This is a genomic window from Streptococcus sp. LQJ-218, from assembly GCF_003428885.1.
In the GTDB taxonomy this organism is placed as follows: domain Bacteria; phylum Bacillota; class Bacilli; order Lactobacillales; family Streptococcaceae; genus Streptococcus.
Genome location: NZ_QQRU01000009.1, coordinates 1 through 15484, shown reverse-complemented (window position 1 = coordinate 15484; position 15484 = coordinate 1). Strand labels below are relative to the sequence as shown.

At 39.6% G+C, this 15484-nt stretch carries 15 protein-coding genes; 12 read left to right on the top strand and 3 right to left on the bottom strand.

Features of this window, described 5'->3' with window-relative positions:
- Positions 1-27: 27 nt before the first annotated feature.
- Genes D2908_RS08370 through D2908_RS08360 form a run of 3 tightly spaced genes read right to left on the bottom strand, consistent with a single transcriptional unit; the run spans position 28 to position 2669 of the window.
- Complete coding sequence (locus D2908_RS08370) at positions 28-549, bottom strand: DUF1697 domain-containing protein (protein ID WP_042767777.1); 522 nt, start codon at positions 547-549, stop codon at positions 28-30.
- A 38-nt stretch (positions 550-587) separates the two neighbouring features.
- Positions 588-1766 (bottom strand): NAD(P)/FAD-dependent oxidoreductase, encoded by a 1179-nt coding sequence (locus D2908_RS08365; protein WP_117306318.1) that lies wholly within the window; start codon positions 1764-1766, stop codon positions 588-590.
- 57 nt (positions 1767-1823) lie between these two features.
- On the bottom strand, positions 1824-2669 hold the full coding sequence (locus tag D2908_RS08360) for a DegV family protein (protein ID WP_117306316.1): 846 nt from the start codon (positions 2667-2669) through the stop codon (positions 1824-1826).
- A gap of 124 nt (positions 2670-2793) precedes the next feature.
- On the opposite strand from D2908_RS08360, the gene D2908_RS08355 reads away from it, so the two are divergent.
- The 12 genes from D2908_RS08355 to D2908_RS08295 all read left to right on the top strand — a co-directional run.
- Positions 2794-3351, top strand: coding sequence for a TetR/AcrR family transcriptional regulator (locus tag D2908_RS08355; RefSeq protein ID WP_000004131.1), 558 nt, complete (start codon positions 2794-2796; stop codon positions 3349-3351).
- Between the two features lie 18 nt (positions 3352-3369).
- The gene (locus tag D2908_RS08350) at positions 3370-3837 is read left to right on the top strand and encodes a cytidine/deoxycytidylate deaminase family protein (RefSeq protein WP_117306314.1); all 468 of its coding nucleotides are present in this window, start codon (positions 3370-3372) and stop codon (positions 3835-3837) included.
- Between the two features lie 88 nt (positions 3838-3925).
- Positions 3926-4555 (top strand): uracil phosphoribosyltransferase, encoded by a 630-nt coding sequence (gene upp, locus D2908_RS08345; protein ID WP_002878997.1) that lies wholly within the window; start codon positions 3926-3928, stop codon positions 4553-4555.
- A 173-nt stretch (positions 4556-4728) separates the two neighbouring features.
- Positions 4729-5319 (top strand): ATP-dependent Clp protease proteolytic subunit ClpP, encoded by a 591-nt coding sequence (gene clpP / locus D2908_RS08340; RefSeq protein ID WP_117306312.1) that lies wholly within the window; start codon positions 4729-4731, stop codon positions 5317-5319.
- A gap of 78 nt (positions 5320-5397) precedes the next feature.
- On the top strand, positions 5398-5664 hold the full coding sequence (locus tag D2908_RS08330) for a YlbG family protein (protein ID WP_117306310.1): 267 nt from the start codon (positions 5398-5400) through the stop codon (positions 5662-5664).
- Between the two features lie 83 nt (positions 5665-5747).
- Positions 5748-6929 (top strand): ABC transporter substrate-binding protein, encoded by a 1182-nt coding sequence (locus D2908_RS08325; RefSeq protein ID WP_117306308.1) that lies wholly within the window; start codon positions 5748-5750, stop codon positions 6927-6929.
- An 87-nt stretch (positions 6930-7016) separates the two neighbouring features.
- Positions 7017-7946 (top strand): branched-chain amino acid ABC transporter permease, encoded by a 930-nt coding sequence (locus D2908_RS08320; protein WP_165847486.1) that lies wholly within the window; start codon positions 7017-7019, stop codon positions 7944-7946.
- Between the two features lie 3 nt (positions 7947-7949).
- Positions 7950-8903, top strand: coding sequence for a branched-chain amino acid ABC transporter permease (locus D2908_RS08315; protein WP_117306304.1), 954 nt, complete (start codon positions 7950-7952; stop codon positions 8901-8903).
- Positions 8903-9667 (top strand): ABC transporter ATP-binding protein, encoded by a 765-nt coding sequence (locus tag D2908_RS08310; protein ID WP_117306302.1) that lies wholly within the window; start codon positions 8903-8905, stop codon positions 9665-9667. The genes D2908_RS08315 and D2908_RS08310 overlap by 1 nt, the downstream gene beginning before the upstream one ends.
- A complete protein-coding gene (locus D2908_RS08305; protein WP_117306300.1) occupies positions 9667-10377 on the top strand; it encodes an ABC transporter ATP-binding protein in 711 nt (236 codons plus the stop codon). Before D2908_RS08310 ends, D2908_RS08305 begins: the two co-directional genes overlap by 1 nt.
- A 308-nt stretch (positions 10378-10685) precedes the next feature.
- Positions 10686-11342, top strand: coding sequence for a CBS domain-containing protein (locus D2908_RS08300; protein WP_117306298.1), 657 nt, complete (start codon positions 10686-10688; stop codon positions 11340-11342).
- Positions 11343-11652: 310 nt separating this feature from the next.
- A partial coding sequence (locus tag D2908_RS08295; RefSeq protein WP_117306296.1) for a YPDG domain-containing protein occupies positions 11653-15484 on the top strand: 3832 nt, incomplete at its 3' end.

The window sequence follows — 15484 nt, the reverse complement described above, 5'->3', positions numbered from 1 at the left end:
TCTGCTGATTTTTTCTGGTTTCAAGTACTATTTGGTTAATAGTTTTTCAACTACGTTTAACTTTCGCATGGTCAGAACCACGCCAAACAATTTTTCAAGATAGTTGGTATTGAGCTTTTTTTGTTTTGCAGTTCTAGGAAGATAGAGGTAGAGACAGTAATCGCCTACACAGATTTCTTCCTCGCCGTAGTCAGTTTTCAATTTTTCTAGTGGCAGACTTTGGATAAGTCCTTGATAAAGAATTACATGCACACGATCATGAAGATAGTCTTCTTTAAATGGATTCTCATGAACAATCTTTTCAAAATCGTTCTTATTCTTGATAACCATTTTTAAGTCGGCCCCAATTTTTTCCTTTATCAAAGTATGAACGCGTTCTCGTATTTCTTCTAAATCTGAGTCACTCTCAAGAATGATATTCCCACTTTGAATATAGGTTCGAACGTGTTGAAAACCAGCTTCTGTCAAAATATCTACCAAATAAGACATTTTCGGGATAGCATTTTTTCCGTTAGGAGTAACGCCTCTTAGTAAAATAATATGTTCCAAAGTAGTTCCTTTCTTATCTAACATCCTTAGATACTAAATCATTTATAGATTAAGTTTGAGCCTGCCACCCAGCCAGTACAGAGGGCAGAAGTGATGTTAAAGCCACCTGTGTGGGCGTTGATATCTAGGACCTCTCCTGCAAAGTGAAGGCCAGGAACCAGTTTGCTTTCCAGCGTTTTAGGATTGATTTCCTTAAGACTGACGCCACCCTTGGTGACAAAAGACTTAGCCAAGGACATTTTTCCAGTTACAGGGATTTTGAGTCCCTTGATAGACTGGAGCAGTTGGTCGCGTTCTCTTTCAGTTAGTTGTTTGACTTTTTCAGGATATCCTTGGACAAAAAATTCTGCCAAGCGTTCTGGAAGCAAAGTTTTTAAGGCATTTTTTAGAGATTTTTCCCGATGTTCTTCTAGAAATGCAGCCAAGTCCTTCTCAGAAAGTTGTGGCAAAACATCTAGCGAGAGCACCTCCCCACCCTTTACAAAGCTAGATAAGCGTAGCGCAGCAGGACCTGACAAACCAAAGTGGGTAAAGAGTAGGTCATGAGTGATGACATGCTTGCCATAGCTTAGGGTCACATCGTCTAGGGAAATTCCCTGTAAGGCCTTATGTGGAAAATCTGTCAACAAAGGACTTTCAGCAGCCTCAAGTTCGGTAATAGTGTGTTTGAAGTGGCGAGCAATCTCGTGACCAAAACCAGTCGAACCAGTTGAAGGATAGGATTTTCCACCAGTTGTGACAATGAGTTTATCACAAGTGAAGGTTTGATCTGTAGACTTAAGGACAAACTGGTCGTCAATCTTTTTAACCGAAACAATCTCTGTTTGAGTGGCAACTTGCCCACCAAGTTCAATCATTTTCTTTTCCAAAGCTTCGATAATGGTCCGAGATTTGTCACTGGCTGGAAAGACGCGGCCATGGTCTTCGACCTTGAGTTTTACGCCATTTTCAGTAAAAAAGTTGATGATATCATGGTTATCAAACTGGGAAAAGACACTGTATAGAAAGCGGCCATTTCCAGGGATGCCAGCTAATAGGTCATCTAGAGTTCCATTGTTGGTCACGTTGCAGCGCCCACCACCAGTACCAGCTAATTTTTTTCCAAGTTTTCGATTTTTTTCAATGAGAAGGGTTTTCTGCCCATAAAAGCTACTGGAAATCGTAGCCATCATACCAGCCGGGCCTCCCCCGATTACAATAGTGTCAAAATGTTTCATAAAAGTATTGTACCATAAAAAACAAGAGATGATGGTCACCTCTTGTCAAGAATGTAATCAATCAATTTCATATCCCATGAGGAGTCCACCCTCTTCTGCATAAAAACTGCAGAGTCCAGAGGTTGGGATAATCTTGATTTCAGCTTGTGGGAATGTTTCACGTAAGAGCTCTGAGAACTGTTGGCAGAATTTATCATTATTGCGGTGAGCAATGACGATGCGTCCACCAGCATAGCCAGCTTTTATCAACTCTTCATAGGCTGCCTGAATCGATTTCTTTGGTCCTCTTGCTTTTTGTAGCAATTCGAGAGTTCCAGTTTCACTAGCTTCTCCAACCATACGGATGTTGAGCAGGCCAACTACCGTACCGATCAGCTTGCTCAAACGGCCGTTCTTCACCAAGTTATCGACTTTAGCTAGGACAAAGAGCAACTTGGTTTTTTCTTGATAGGCAGTGATAGCTTCAACCACTTCTTCAAAAGATAAGCCCTGGTCAATCAAGTCGTTTAATTTTTCTACGAGCAAGTCAACTTCCCCACCAGCAGACAAACTATCAATCACATGAATCTTAGTATCAGGATGTTCTTCCAGATAAATATTCTTAGCCAGTTGAGCACTATTGTGACTGCCAGAAAGAGTCCCTGTGATGGTTACTAGGAAAATGTTTTTGGCTCCTTCAAATGCTCGCAAATAATCATCTGGGCTTGGACAAGCTGATTTTGAAGCTTCTGCAGTTGCATACATGGTTTCCATCATTTGGTCAATATCAAGACTGGCATCATCCACAAAGACCTGATCAGCTACTTGAATGGTTAAGGGAACACTGACAAAGGTCGTGTCAATAGCTGGTGTTTCCAGCTGACGATAATCACAACCAGAGTCAGCAATAATCTTCCAAGTCATAGAAATTCTCCATCTTTGCCATTTATACATTGACAAAGGTTCTGTCTTTTTTTACAATTATATCATGAAAGCCCTTGAAACAAAAGCCTTATCCGTCTGTTGTGACAAGTAGAAAGAAAATGTTATGTCTGAACGTAGAATCTCTGAAAAATCACTTGAAAATCTAAGAAAATCAAACCAAGAATCCAATTTATTAACTAGAGAAGCCATCGAAACAGCCCTCTTGCAACTTTTGGAAAAAAAGGACTTGACCAAGATTAGTATTTCTGAATTGGTCAAACGTGCAGGCGTTTCGCGTGCGGCCTTTTATCGCAATTATGATTCCAAAGAGGAAATTTTAGAGAGCGTTTTCAAACGGAGCGTTCACAATATCATGGAACAACTCCATCATTATGATTTAAAGACAGACCTTTATCTGGTCTGGGTTCACCTTTTCCGCGAGGCCAGAAAGGAAGCCAGAGTGATTCAACTGGCCTTGGATTACCATCTGGAAAAAATCTTTGTCCAAGCCATGCAGGAATTTCTGGAAAAATACCACGGAAAATCAAAAGGCGTCAGCTCTTATCTTCATTCCTTCTGGAGCTCGGCCATCGTCTCTGTCCTTCTAAAATGGATCAAGGATGGCATGAAGGTACCTGCTGAAAAGATTGCGGATTTAGGTTTACCATTTTTTAAAAAATAGAGAAAAAGGAGAAAAGAGATGACTGAAAAAAGACTGGCCTGGGATGAGTATTTTGCAGCCCAAGCCCTACTAATTGCCAATCGTTCCACTTGTAAACGTGCTAAAGTGGGTGCAATTCTGGTAAAGGATAATAAAGTTATTTCCACTGGTTATAATGGTTCGGTGTCAGGAACCGAGCATTGTATTGATCACGAATGTCTGGTCATCGAAGGCCACTGTGTGCGTACTCTTCATGCAGAGGTTAATGCTATCCTTCAAGGTGCAGAACGTGGTGTTCCTAAAGGTTTTACAGCCTATGTGACCCATTTTCCTTGTCTGAATTGCACGAAACAATTGCTTCAGGTCGGCTGCAAGCGCGTAGTTTATATCAACCAGTACCGAATGGATGACTATGCCAAATACCTTTATCAAGAAAAAGGGACAGAATTGACCCATTTACCACTTGAGACAGTACAACAAGCTCTGAAAGAGGCAGATTTAATGTAAAAATTATCGAAAATAAATAGTCTAGAAAGATTTTTAAACCATTTTTTGGTATAATAAGAAGAATAAATTGAAAGAAGGAATTCCAAAAATGGGAAAAATTGAAGTCATTAATCATCCACTGATTCAACACAAATTGTCAATCTTGCGTCGTACAGATACTTCTACAAAAGCTTTTCGTGAGCTAGTAGATGAGATTGCAATGTTGATGGGGTATGAAGTACTTCGTGATCTTCCACTTGAAGATGTAGAAATCGAAACGCCAATCACAAAAACAGTTCAAAAACAATTGGCAGGTAAGAAATTGGCTATTGTTCCCATCTTGCGTGCAGGTATCGGGATGGTTGATGGCCTCTTGAGCTTGGTTCCAGCTGCTAAAGTTGGTCACATCGGTATGTATCGTGATGAAGAAACACTTCAACCAGTTGAATACTTGGTAAAATTGCCTGAAGATATTGACCAACGTCAAATTTTTGTAGTAGACCCAATGCTCGCAACAGGTGGTTCAGCAATCTTGGCTGTTGACTCGCTTAAAAAACGTGGCGCATCAAATATCAAATTTGTCTGCCTTGTCGCTGCTCCAGAAGGCGTCAAAGCCCTTCAAGAAGCTCATCCAGATGTAGAAATCTTTACAGCAGCCTTGGATGAACGCTTGAACGAACACGGTTATATCGTTCCAGGCCTTGGAGATGCTGGAGACCGCTTGTTCGGTACGAAATAAGATCGTAAAGAAGAACGACTTGGAAAAGAATTTCCAGTTACGAAAGGAGGTTGAATTTTTGTTTCTGTCTAATGAAAGCAGAGCAAAAATTTGACCTTTTTTGACCAATATATTATAATAGTCTTATCTTCAGTCATTTGACTAACAAAATTAAAACTCAAAAGGAGAAATAAATGATTCCTGTAGTTATTGAACAAACAAGCCGTGGAGAACGTTCATACGATATTTACTCACGTCTTCTCAAAGACCGCATCATTATGCTGACAGGTCCAGTTGAAGACAATATGGCTAACTCAGTTATTGCCCAATTGCTTTTCTTAGATGCCCAAGATAGTACAAAAGATATTTACCTTTATGTCAATACACCTGGTGGTTCCGTTTCAGCTGGTTTGGCAATCGTTGATACCATGAACTTTATTAAGGCAGATGTCCAAACCATTGTTATGGGCATGGCCGCATCTATGGGAACAGTCATCGCATCAAGTGGAGCAAAAGGCAAACGTTTCATGCTTCCAAATGCTGAATACATGATTCACCAACCAATGGGTGGTACAGGTGGTGGTACACAGCAAACGGATATGGCGATTGCTGCTGAACACTTGCTTAAAACTCGTAAGATTTTGGAGCAAATTCTTGCAGATAATTCTGGTAAAACAGTTGAGCAAATCCACGCAGATGCTGAACGTGATTACTGGATGAGCGCTCAAGAAACGCTTGAATATGGCTTTATTGATGAAATCATGGCCAACAATTCATTGAACTAATAATCAAAGAAGGTAAACTCGACTGGGTTTGCTTTTTTTGGTATAATAGGGAGAGATTTCTTAGAAAGAGGATTTATCATGTTTGAAAAAGTCAATCGATCTGGCTTGATTATCTATCTTTACTATAATCGTGATGCAAAAAAACTGCAGGATTATGGAGATATTACCTATCATTCCAAAAAACATCGTTACTTACAACTCTATGTTTCAACTCAAGAAGTGGAGCAATTGGTTGGACGCTTGAGCAAGGAAAAATTTATTAAAAAAGTTAAAGTCTGTCATATCCAAGAGTTGGAGACACCCTTTGTTGGGAATCTCTATCGAGATGAAAACGCAATCATGTAAAAGAATGCGTTTTTTATGTTGACAATATTCAGATAATTCTGTATATTAGTATTTATTACATTATTCGCAATAAGGAGACGATTATGATAAAAAAAATTGCTCAAGGAGCTTTTTCTTTGTTAGTCCTTATGAGCTTGGCAGCGTGTGGACAGTCGCCAGATGTCACAGCCAATGCTAAAGGAAATAAAATGGGAGCAGACACTATCAAAATTGGTGTCAATATGGAGCTTTCCGGTGCAGTAGCAGCTTATGGTACTGCTGAGTATAATGGAATTAGACTTGCTGTTAAGGAAATTAACGACAAGGGTGGTGTTGATGGCAAGAAACTAGAGTTGGTGGCTAAAGATAATAAATCTGAGATTGCTGAAGCGTCAACTACAGCCACAAACCTTGCTGTTCAAAGTCAAGTAACGACCATTATTGGACCAGCTACTTCCGGTGCGACAGCAGCATCAAGCCTAGAATCTCAAAAGACAGGGGTTCCTCTTTTGACCCCATCTGGGACACAGGATGATTTGACAACAAATAAAGACGGTTCAACTAAAGATTATGTCTTTAGAACGACCTTTAAAGATAGTTTCCAAGGTCAAGTTTTGGCCCAGTTTGCTGCTGAAAATATGAATGCGAAAAAGGTTGTCCTCTATTATGATAACTCTTCAGACTATGCGCAAGGGATTGCAGCAGAGTTCAAACGTAAATACAAGGGAGAAATCGTTGCTGAATCAACCTTTATCGCAGGAGATAAAGACTACAAAGCAGCCTTGACTCGTTTCAAAGACTTGGATTACGATGCGATTGTAATGCCTGGTTACTATACAGAGACTGGTATCATTACAAAGCAGGCGCGTGAAATGGGAATTAATAAACCGATTCTTGGACCAGATGGATTTAGTGACGAAACCTTCGTAAAACTTTCAGATAAGAAAAATGCAACCGATGTTTATTTTGTATCTGGATATTCATCAAAAATCAACTTGAATGAAAAAGCCGCTGCTTTCATTGAAAACTACAAGAAAGAATATGCAGAAGTTCCAAATATGTTTGCGGCTCTTGCTTATGATTCAGTTTATATGGTGGCAGAAGCTTCTAAGAATGCTTCAGACTCAACTGAGGTTGCCAAAAATCTCGGCCAATTGAAAGATTTTGAAGGAGTCACAGGGGTCATGACTATTGATGAACAACACAATCCAATTAAGTCAGCCCTCATGGTTCGTCTTGAAAATGGAGCAGAAGAGTCTGCTACCCCAGTTGAAGTGAAAGATTAGACTCTAGTAGAGTCTATCTCTTACTCATTTCATTAAATAGGGAATGACTAGAAATTATAGAAAGTTTGGTAGAATATGTCAAATCAGATTTTACATCAGCTCGTAAACGCCTTGGTATCGGGGAGTATCTTTGCTCTCCTTGCTTTAGGATATACCATGGTTTACGGGATTATTAAATTAATTAACTTTGCGCATGGAGATATTTTCATGCTTGGAGCTTTTATGGGGTATTTCCTTTTTAAGAATTTTAACATTGCTCCGTATTTAACCTTTATCCCATCAGAAGAATGGCGCTTTTACATTGCTTTGTTACTTATTATTGCAATTACGATGGTTGTGACTGCAGCAGTTGGGATGTTGATTGAATTTTTAGCCTATCGCCCAATCCGAAATGCTTCAAGAATTTCGGCCTTGATTACCGCGATTGGAGTATCTTTCTTCTTAGAATATGGAATGGTCTTCCTTTTTGGAGCCCAACCTCGTTCTTATCCAGAAGAAGCTCTTGTGGTTAAACCGCTACAAATTGGCTCAATGACTTTTGATTTCATTACTAATGCGGAATTTATCATCTTTATCGTTTCGATTGCTCTGATGTTTGTCCTTCAATATGTGGTGAAGCAAACAAAAATGGGTAAAGCTATGCGTGCTGTTTCTGTAGATAGTGATGCCGCTCAATTGATGGGGATTAATGTAAACTCAACTATTAGTTTCACTTTTGCTTTGGGTTCTGCACTTGCAGGTGCTGCAGGTGTCTTGATTCCACTTTCTCAACCATCTATCGAGCCATTAATGGGGATGGTGCCAGGTATTAAAGCTTTTGTCGCAGCAGTTTTAGGTGGAATTGGAATTATTCCTGGTGCAACCTTGGGAGGATTCCTCATCGGTGGTGTTGAAACCATTACAGTTGCTCTCGGATTCTCAAACTTCCGTGATGCGATTGTTTATATTGTTTTGATTTTGATCCTCTTGATTCGTCCAGCTGGTATTCTTGGTAAAAATGTGAAAGAGAAGGTGTAAGCAATGAAGAAAAATTTAAAAATAAATTTGATTTGGCTTGCGCTAATCGTGGCACTCTTTGCCCTTTTAAAGCTAGCTGAAGTAACAGGACTAATGAACATGTACTATGTTCGAATTTTGATTGGAATTGGAATCGCCGTTCTGATGGGATTGGGAACCAACCTTGTTCTCGGGTTCACAGGACAGTTCACTCTTGGTCAAGCTGGTTTCATGGCTATCGGTGCCTATGCCACTGCTATTATGACCACTAAATCTCCAACTTATGATAGTTTCTATTTGTCAATTGTAGTGGGTGTCATTCTTGCAGCTATTGTTGCCATTATTTTCGGTTTACCAACCCTTCGTCTGAAAGGAGATTACCTAGCAATCGCAACGCTAGGGATGGCAGAAATTATTCGTAAACTGATTGAAAATGGTGGTGAATTAACGAATGGACCTGCTGGTCTGACAAATATTCTTCCATATGTCAGTTGGGAAGCTGTTTTTGTCATTGTTGTACTGATTACTATTCTTGTTCTTAACTTCCTTAATTCCTCAACAGGTCGTCAGGCTATTACTATTCGCGAAGACGAAATTGCAGCTGAGGCTATGGGAGTTAATGTGACCAAGATGAAGGTTATGATTTTCGTTATTGGAGCCATGATTTCTGCTGTAGCTGGATCAATCTATGCAAGCTATATTGGAGTTGTTGTTCCAAATAACTTCCGTCTAATGAACTCTATCGACTATCTCATTATCGCGGTACTGGGTGGACTTGGTTCGATTACAGGAACCATCATTGCCGCAGTAGTCCTTGGAATTTTGAATATGTACCTTCAAAACTTTGCAGAATTGCGCATGATCATTTATGCCTTGGCTCTTGTATTGGTAATGCTTTTCCGTTCGGAAGGTTTGCTTGGAACTAAAGAATTGTATCTTTCAAAATTCTTTAACAAGAAAAAGGAGGAGACAAAATAATGGCATTACTTGAAGTAAAAAATTTAACAAAACATTTTGGTGGTTTAACTGCAGTTAGTGATGTAAGTATGGAGCTCCACGAGGGAGAATTAGTTGGACTGATTGGACCAAACGGAGCTGGTAAAACAACTCTTTTCAATCTTTTAACAGGTGTATATGTTCCTTCTGAAGGAACTGTAACCCTGAATGATACAGTTTTAAACAATAAGGCACCCTACAAGATTGCTTCTCTTGGCCTTTCGCGGACATTCCAAAATATCCGTCTCTTTAAAAATATGACTGTTTTGGAAAATGTTTTAATCGGCATGGCTAATCATCATCCGTCTCATCTATTTGCTTCTTTGTTCCGTCTTCCTGCATACTACAAGAGTGAGGAAGAGTTGAAGAAAAAAGCCATGGAACTTTTGGCAATCTTCCATTTGGAAGAGGAGGCAGATACTTTGGCGAAAAATTTAGCCTATGGTCAACAACGTCATTTAGAAATCGTTCGTGCTTTGGCTACTGAGCCTAAAATCCTTTTCTTGGATGAACCTGCTGCTGGGATGAACCCGCAAGAAACAGCAGAATTAACTTCTTTAATCCGTCAGATTAAAAAAGATTTTGGCATTACGATCATTCTGATCGAGCATGATATGAATCTGGTTATGGATGTGACAGAGAGAATCTATGTATTAGAATATGGTCGTTTGATTGCTCATGGTACTCCAGAAGAAATCAAGACTAACAAACGCGTTATTGAAGCTTATTTAGGAGGTGAAGCATAATGTCCTTATTAAAAGTTGAAAATTTGTCTATCTCCTATGGAGCTATCGAAGCTGTGAAAGACATTTCTTTTGAAGTAAATGAGGGAGAAGTCGTAACTTTGATTGGAGCCAATGGTGCTGGGAAAACATCTACTCTCCGTGCCATCTCTGGTTTGGAGAAAGTTTCTTCTGGTAAAATCATTTACAATCATCAAGAAATCCAAAAATTTCCAGCTCGTAAGATTGTCGCTGAAGGTTTGTCTCAGGTTCCAGAAGGACGTCATGTTTTCCCAGGGATGACAGTTTTGGAGAATCTGGAGATGGGAGCATTCTTGAGTACTGATAAAGATAAAAATTTGCTTAATCTCAAGAAAGTTTTTTCACGTTTCCCACGTCTTGAAGAACGCAAGAACCAGGATGCAGCTACTCTTTCAGGAGGGGAACAACAAATGCTTGCCATGGGACGTGCTCTCATGTCTATGCCTAAACTTCTTCTCTTAGACGAGCCATCTATGGGACTTGCCCCCATCTTTATTCAAGAAATTTTTGACATTATCCAAGAGATTCAGAAGCAAGGAACGACAGTTCTCTTGGTTGAACAAAATGCCAATAAGGCACTTGCCATCTCTGATCGTGCTTATGTACTAGAAACGGGTAAGATTGTTCTATCAGGAACAGGAAAAGAACTAGCCTCATCAGAAGAAGTCCGAAAAGCATATCTAGGTGGCTAAAAAGGTCCGGGGGGCCTTTTTAGTCGGTGGATAGAGATTACGAAGTAATCATCATTAATAGTCCGGGGGACCTTTTTAGTCGGCAGATTAAGATTTCAAACAAATCTGGATCCTCGTTGAAAGTTTAATTTCTAATAATTAAAAAAATCGAATGAAAGGTATCTTACCTTCATTCAGAGAGCTCGGATTTAGAGCTCTTTTTGCTAGCTTATTTATAGTTTTCTGAATTTTGAAAAAGAGATGTAAGCGTTTGATAGATTTGCAAAAAGATTGTATAATAGGGATAAGAATAGAAAAGGAGAAGTCTCATGGCAGTTAAAGATTTTATGACCCGCAAGGTAGTGTATATTAGTCCAGATACAACAGTATCATATGCAGCAGATTTGATGAGAGAGCAAGGATTGCATCGCTTGCCCGTTATCGAAAATGATCAGTTAGTTGGTTTGGTAACTGAGGGAACCATTGCCCAAGCTAGTCCATCCAAAGCAACCAGTCTTTCTATCTATGAAATGAATTATCTTCTGAATAAGACCAAAGTAAAAGATGTCATGATTCGCGATGTTATCACTGTCTCAGGCTATGCGAGTCTAGAGGATGCAACTTATTTGATGTTGAAAAACAAGATTGGTATTCTTCCTGTAGTAGATAATCATCAAGTTTACGGAGTGATTACTGACCGTGATGTTTTCCAAGCCTTTCTTGAAATTGCTGGTTATGGGGAAGAAGGAATTCGTGTGCGCTTTGTAACAGAAAATGAAGTGGGTGTACTCGGAAAAATTGTTTCTTTAATAGTAGAAGAAAATCTGAATATCTCTCATACAGTCAATATTCCACGTAAAGATGGTAAGGTGATCATCGAAGTGCAAATCGATGGATCAATTGATTTACCAGCCTTGAAAGAAAAATTTGAAGCAGAAAATATTCAAGTCGAAGAGATTACTCGTACGTCAGCAAAAGTCTTATAAGAAGAGAAGCCGGAAGGCTTCTTTTTTGGTTTTTTTCAACTGTAGTGGGTAGACAAAAGCTAAGGGTATTTATATCTTGCCATAGTGAACCTCATCTCTAACTCAAACATTTCACACTTAGTTCCACCATAAAAATCCGTTTTAGACTCATTTCTACTTTGACAAGCCAAGTGGAAGTTACTTTGAGAAGTTATCTCCGATTTTTCTATATTTTTTAATTTCTTATTCTTGACATTTTCAAATAGATATTTTATATTGAAATAGTATGTAGCATATAAAATGCTAATAAATACTAAAAGGAGATCCAAACATGTATTTTAATCGTAAAAATGCAGAGCAAAAAAATTGGCGTATGATTAAAAAAGGAAAACATTTCCTTTTCGGTTGTTCGCTTGTTTTTGCGGTTGGGGCAGCACTAGCAGCTCCATCAGTTAAAGCAGATACAACAGTAGAAGGTAAGCCAGAAGCTGGTTCTACTACGGAATCTACTAAGCCAGAAGCAGGTCCTACTACGGAAACCACTAAGGCGACTGCAGGTGAAGAGAATGTAACTTATGCAGCACCTGCTGCAGAAGCTCAAACACCTACAGAAGCTAATGCGAAGCCAGCCCCTACGCCAGCTGCACCAGCTGCAGAAGAAGCTAAAGCTGAAGAGAAAACTACAGAGCCTTCTGCTGCACCAGTAGCAGCAACTACAAAAGAATCAGATTCTGCTGAAGCACCAAGCTTGACACCAGTAGCGGATTCATCAGCCTTAACTGCTGAAGAAATTTCAAATGTTACAGAAGCAATTAAAGGTGTAAATCCAACAGCGACTGATGTTAAAGTCAGCAAAGACGGATCAGCTGTTGTTACATTTAAAGATGGGTCAAGCGCAACATTTGCAGCTTCTCAAACAGTTAAAGTAAAGGCAAAAGATGCTGCTGCATCTGAAACACCTGCACGTTCACGTCGTGCCCGTGCCGCTGCTCTTGATCCAGAAAATGCTGTCAACACGAATGGTTTCGCCTCTGAACTCCAAAATGCTGCACAAAAAACAGCTATCTATAGCCCAGGTGTTTGGGATCAAAAACAAGGTTACCAAGGAAAAGTTTGGCTCTACCGTAATGGTACACTCAATAACTCTGACCAAGAAGATGCAAAACCTCTTGGTGGTGTGAATGTTTACCTTCAGTATGTAACTGGTAAAGGTTTTGTTTCTCCAGTTTATAAGACAACAAGTCAAGAAGATGGAAGATTTGTATTTGACTTGTCTAAACCAGCAGCAAACCGTCTAGGAGCTACAGGTGAGTTTCAACTTGCAGGAGATCCTGACTTTGCTGTTCGTACTTGGGCAGAAAATCCAGATCCAAAGAAATATAATGTCATCAAAGCAGGTGACCAACGTACAGGTTTCCACACTCGTCTTGTTCGTATAAATGAAAGTTGGGATTTCACGGCTGGTATCAACCGTATTGTGAATGGTCAAGTCGTTCTTCAAGAAAAACCAAATTCAGAAGACTACCTTTTGAAACCAGAGGCGGAACGTGAAACAGGCGACCTAGCAGACGGCCAATTTTCACGTAAAGGTAACTATGGTACCATCCGTGGAAGTGTCTGGTATGACCTTCGTGACCCAATGGGTTCTGACAGACGCATGTACAAAAAAGATAGCTACGATATTAATGCCACAGGTGTTAAAGTAGCAGCTTCATACCTTAACGATGAAGTGACAAATCTTTTGGATGCATGGAAAAAAGAACACAAAAACTATAAACTAGATGATTTCAAAGCAGCTCAAGCAGAAATTATCAAAGCATATGAAGCTGAACACGGTAAAGGTTCACATATCGCTGAAACGGTTGTAGCACCAGTTGACAAAGATGGTAACTACCGTCTCGCATTCCGAGGTCTTTATGGTGTAAGTTCTACTCAAGCTAATAGTGGTTTGAAAATTTCACATACGATTTCTGATGAAGAATTCGGAACCCTTGTTAAAGACGAGGATTTAGACAATGATCATCTTATGAAGTGGAATGGAACGATCGGACAAAAACACCGTCACATCAATACAGACTATGTCTATACTACTGTTCTTGTCGATAACTATTCTATCTGGAGCAATAACTACCAAGCAAATATGTTCGAAGGTACAGGAGATGCTGTACTTCCAGCAGGACCTTCATCACTTGCGTCAGCAAATATTTCAAACACAAACTTTGCCTTAATTGCCCCTCAACCAATGCACGATGTCTTGGTATATGATAACGATAAGACTTTTGCAAAACCAGGAAATACTGCTGAAAGTACGACTGGTGGACTCATGCCATCACATGAATACCAAATTCGTTGGTTCAAAGATGGTAAAGCAATTGGTGAGGCAACAACAGTAACGTCAAAAGCAGATGGAACTGCACAGTCAGTACCACTCACTGTGCCAACTGATCTTGATAAAACTGCAATCTATACATCAGCGGTATTCCTCCAAGGTGATAACACAAGTGACCTTGGTTCAGCTTTGGCCCTCGATTCATTTACAGCTGTTCCTGCTGAAGAAACAGACAAATACACTCCAGAATATGCAGATACACTTGTAACTCCAGGAACACCTGCTACATCAACACCAACTTTCACTGGTAAAGATGGTCAAGATACTAAAGCGCCTGAAGGAGCTAACTACACTATTCCATCAACCTTTACAGCACCAGAAGGATATACTGTATCAATTGACCAAAATACAGGTAAAGTTACAGTAGAAGCTAAGCCAGGAACAACAATTGAAGAAGTAGATGTCCCTGTTACAGTAACTTACAAAGACAAATCAACAGATTCAGTCAATGCTAAGTTTTTGTTGGATACTGATGGTGATAAAATTCCAGATAAAACGGATGAAGATGACGATAACGACGGTGTAAAAGATTCTGATGAAACAACAGATGGTACAAACACTAAAGATCCAAATTCAATCGCTTCAAAAATCACTCCAATTGATGATCAAACAGGCGTAGTTGGAAAAGAAATCACACCAGTTCCTGTAGTTGTAGAGAAGATCCCTACAGATGGTTCTATCAAGGTTGAAGGTCTTCCAGATGGTGTTTCTTACGACCCAGCAACAAAACAAATTACTGGAACACCAACAACTGAAGGTAAATCAAAAGTAACTGTTACAGTTCTAGGTAAGGATGGAAATCCAGTTAAAGGTGCTGACGGAAATCCTGTAACTGAAACATTTAAATTTACAGTTACAAAAGCACCAAAAGATGCAGACAAGTACACACCAGAATATGCAGATACACTTGTAACGCCAGGAACACCTGCAACAGTAACACCTACATTCAAAGGTGAAGATAATGCAGAAACTAAAGCTCCAGAAGGTGCTACATATAGTATCCCATCTGACTTTATGGCTCCAGAAGGCTATACTGTAACAATTGATCCAAGTACAGGTGCAATCACTGTTGAAGCTAAGCCAGGAACAACAATTGAAGAAGTTGATGTCCCTGTCACAGTAACCTACAAAGATAACTCAACTGATTCAGTGACAGCTAAATTTAAGTTGGATACTGATGGTGATAAAATTCCAGATGTGACTGACGAAGATGATGATAACGACGGTGTGAATGATACTGACGAAACAACAGATGGTACAAACACTAAAGATCCCAACTCAATCGCTTCAAAAATCACTCCAATTGATGATCAAACAGGCGTAGTTGGAAAAGAAATCACACCAGTTACTGTCACAGTAGAAAAAGTCCCTACAGATGGTTCTGTTAAGGTTGAAGGACTTCCTGATGGTGTTTCTTACGACCCAGCAACAAAACAAATTACTGGAACACCAACAACTGAAGGGGAATCAGAAGTAACTGTTACAGTTTTAGGTAAGGATGGAAATCCTGTTAAAGGTGCTGACGGAAATCCTGTAACTGAAACATTTAAATTTACTATTACAAAAGCACCAACACAAGCCGATGAAAACACACCAACACCTAAGGAACAATCTGTTAATGTTGGTGAAACTCCAGATCCTAAGAAATCAATCGGAAACGTTGGAGACCTTCCAGACGGAACTAAGTTCGAATACAAGACACCAGTTGATACAACAACACCAGGTGACAAAGACGCAACAGTTGTAGTAACTTACCCAGATGGATCTAAGGATG

Bases quoted from the DNA above. Each gene is read 5' to 3' on its own strand.
- clpP (WP_117306312.1), top strand. From the start codon at position 4,729: ATGATTCCTGTAGTTATTGAACAAACAAGCCGTGGAGAACGTTCATAC.
- D2908_RS08360 (WP_117306316.1), bottom strand. From the start codon at position 2,669: ATGACTTGGAAGATTATTGCTGACTCTGGTTGTGATTATCGTCAGCTG.
- D2908_RS08305 (WP_117306300.1), top strand. From the start codon at position 9,667: ATGTCCTTATTAAAAGTTGAAAATTTGTCTATCTCCTATGGAGCTATC.
- upp (WP_002878997.1), top strand. From the start codon at position 3,926: ATGGGAAAAATTGAAGTCATTAATCATCCACTGATTCAACACAAATTG.
- D2908_RS08355 (WP_000004131.1), top strand. From the start codon at position 2,794: ATGTCTGAACGTAGAATCTCTGAAAAATCACTTGAAAATCTAAGAAAA.
- D2908_RS08300 (WP_117306298.1), top strand. From the start codon at position 10,686: ATGGCAGTTAAAGATTTTATGACCCGCAAGGTAGTGTATATTAGTCCA.
- D2908_RS08330 (WP_117306310.1), top strand. From the start codon at position 5,398: ATGTTTGAAAAAGTCAATCGATCTGGCTTGATTATCTATCTTTACTAT.
- D2908_RS08350 (WP_117306314.1), top strand. From the start codon at position 3,370: ATGACTGAAAAAAGACTGGCCTGGGATGAGTATTTTGCAGCCCAAGCC.
- D2908_RS08310 (WP_117306302.1), top strand. From the start codon at position 8,903: ATGGCATTACTTGAAGTAAAAAATTTAACAAAACATTTTGGTGGTTTA.
- D2908_RS08365 (WP_117306318.1), bottom strand. From the start codon at position 1,766: ATGAAACATTTTGACACTATTGTAATCGGGGGAGGCCCGGCTGGTATG.
- D2908_RS08325 (WP_117306308.1), top strand. From the start codon at position 5,748: ATGATAAAAAAAATTGCTCAAGGAGCTTTTTCTTTGTTAGTCCTTATG.
- D2908_RS08315 (WP_117306304.1), top strand. From the start codon at position 7,950: ATGAAGAAAAATTTAAAAATAAATTTGATTTGGCTTGCGCTAATCGTG.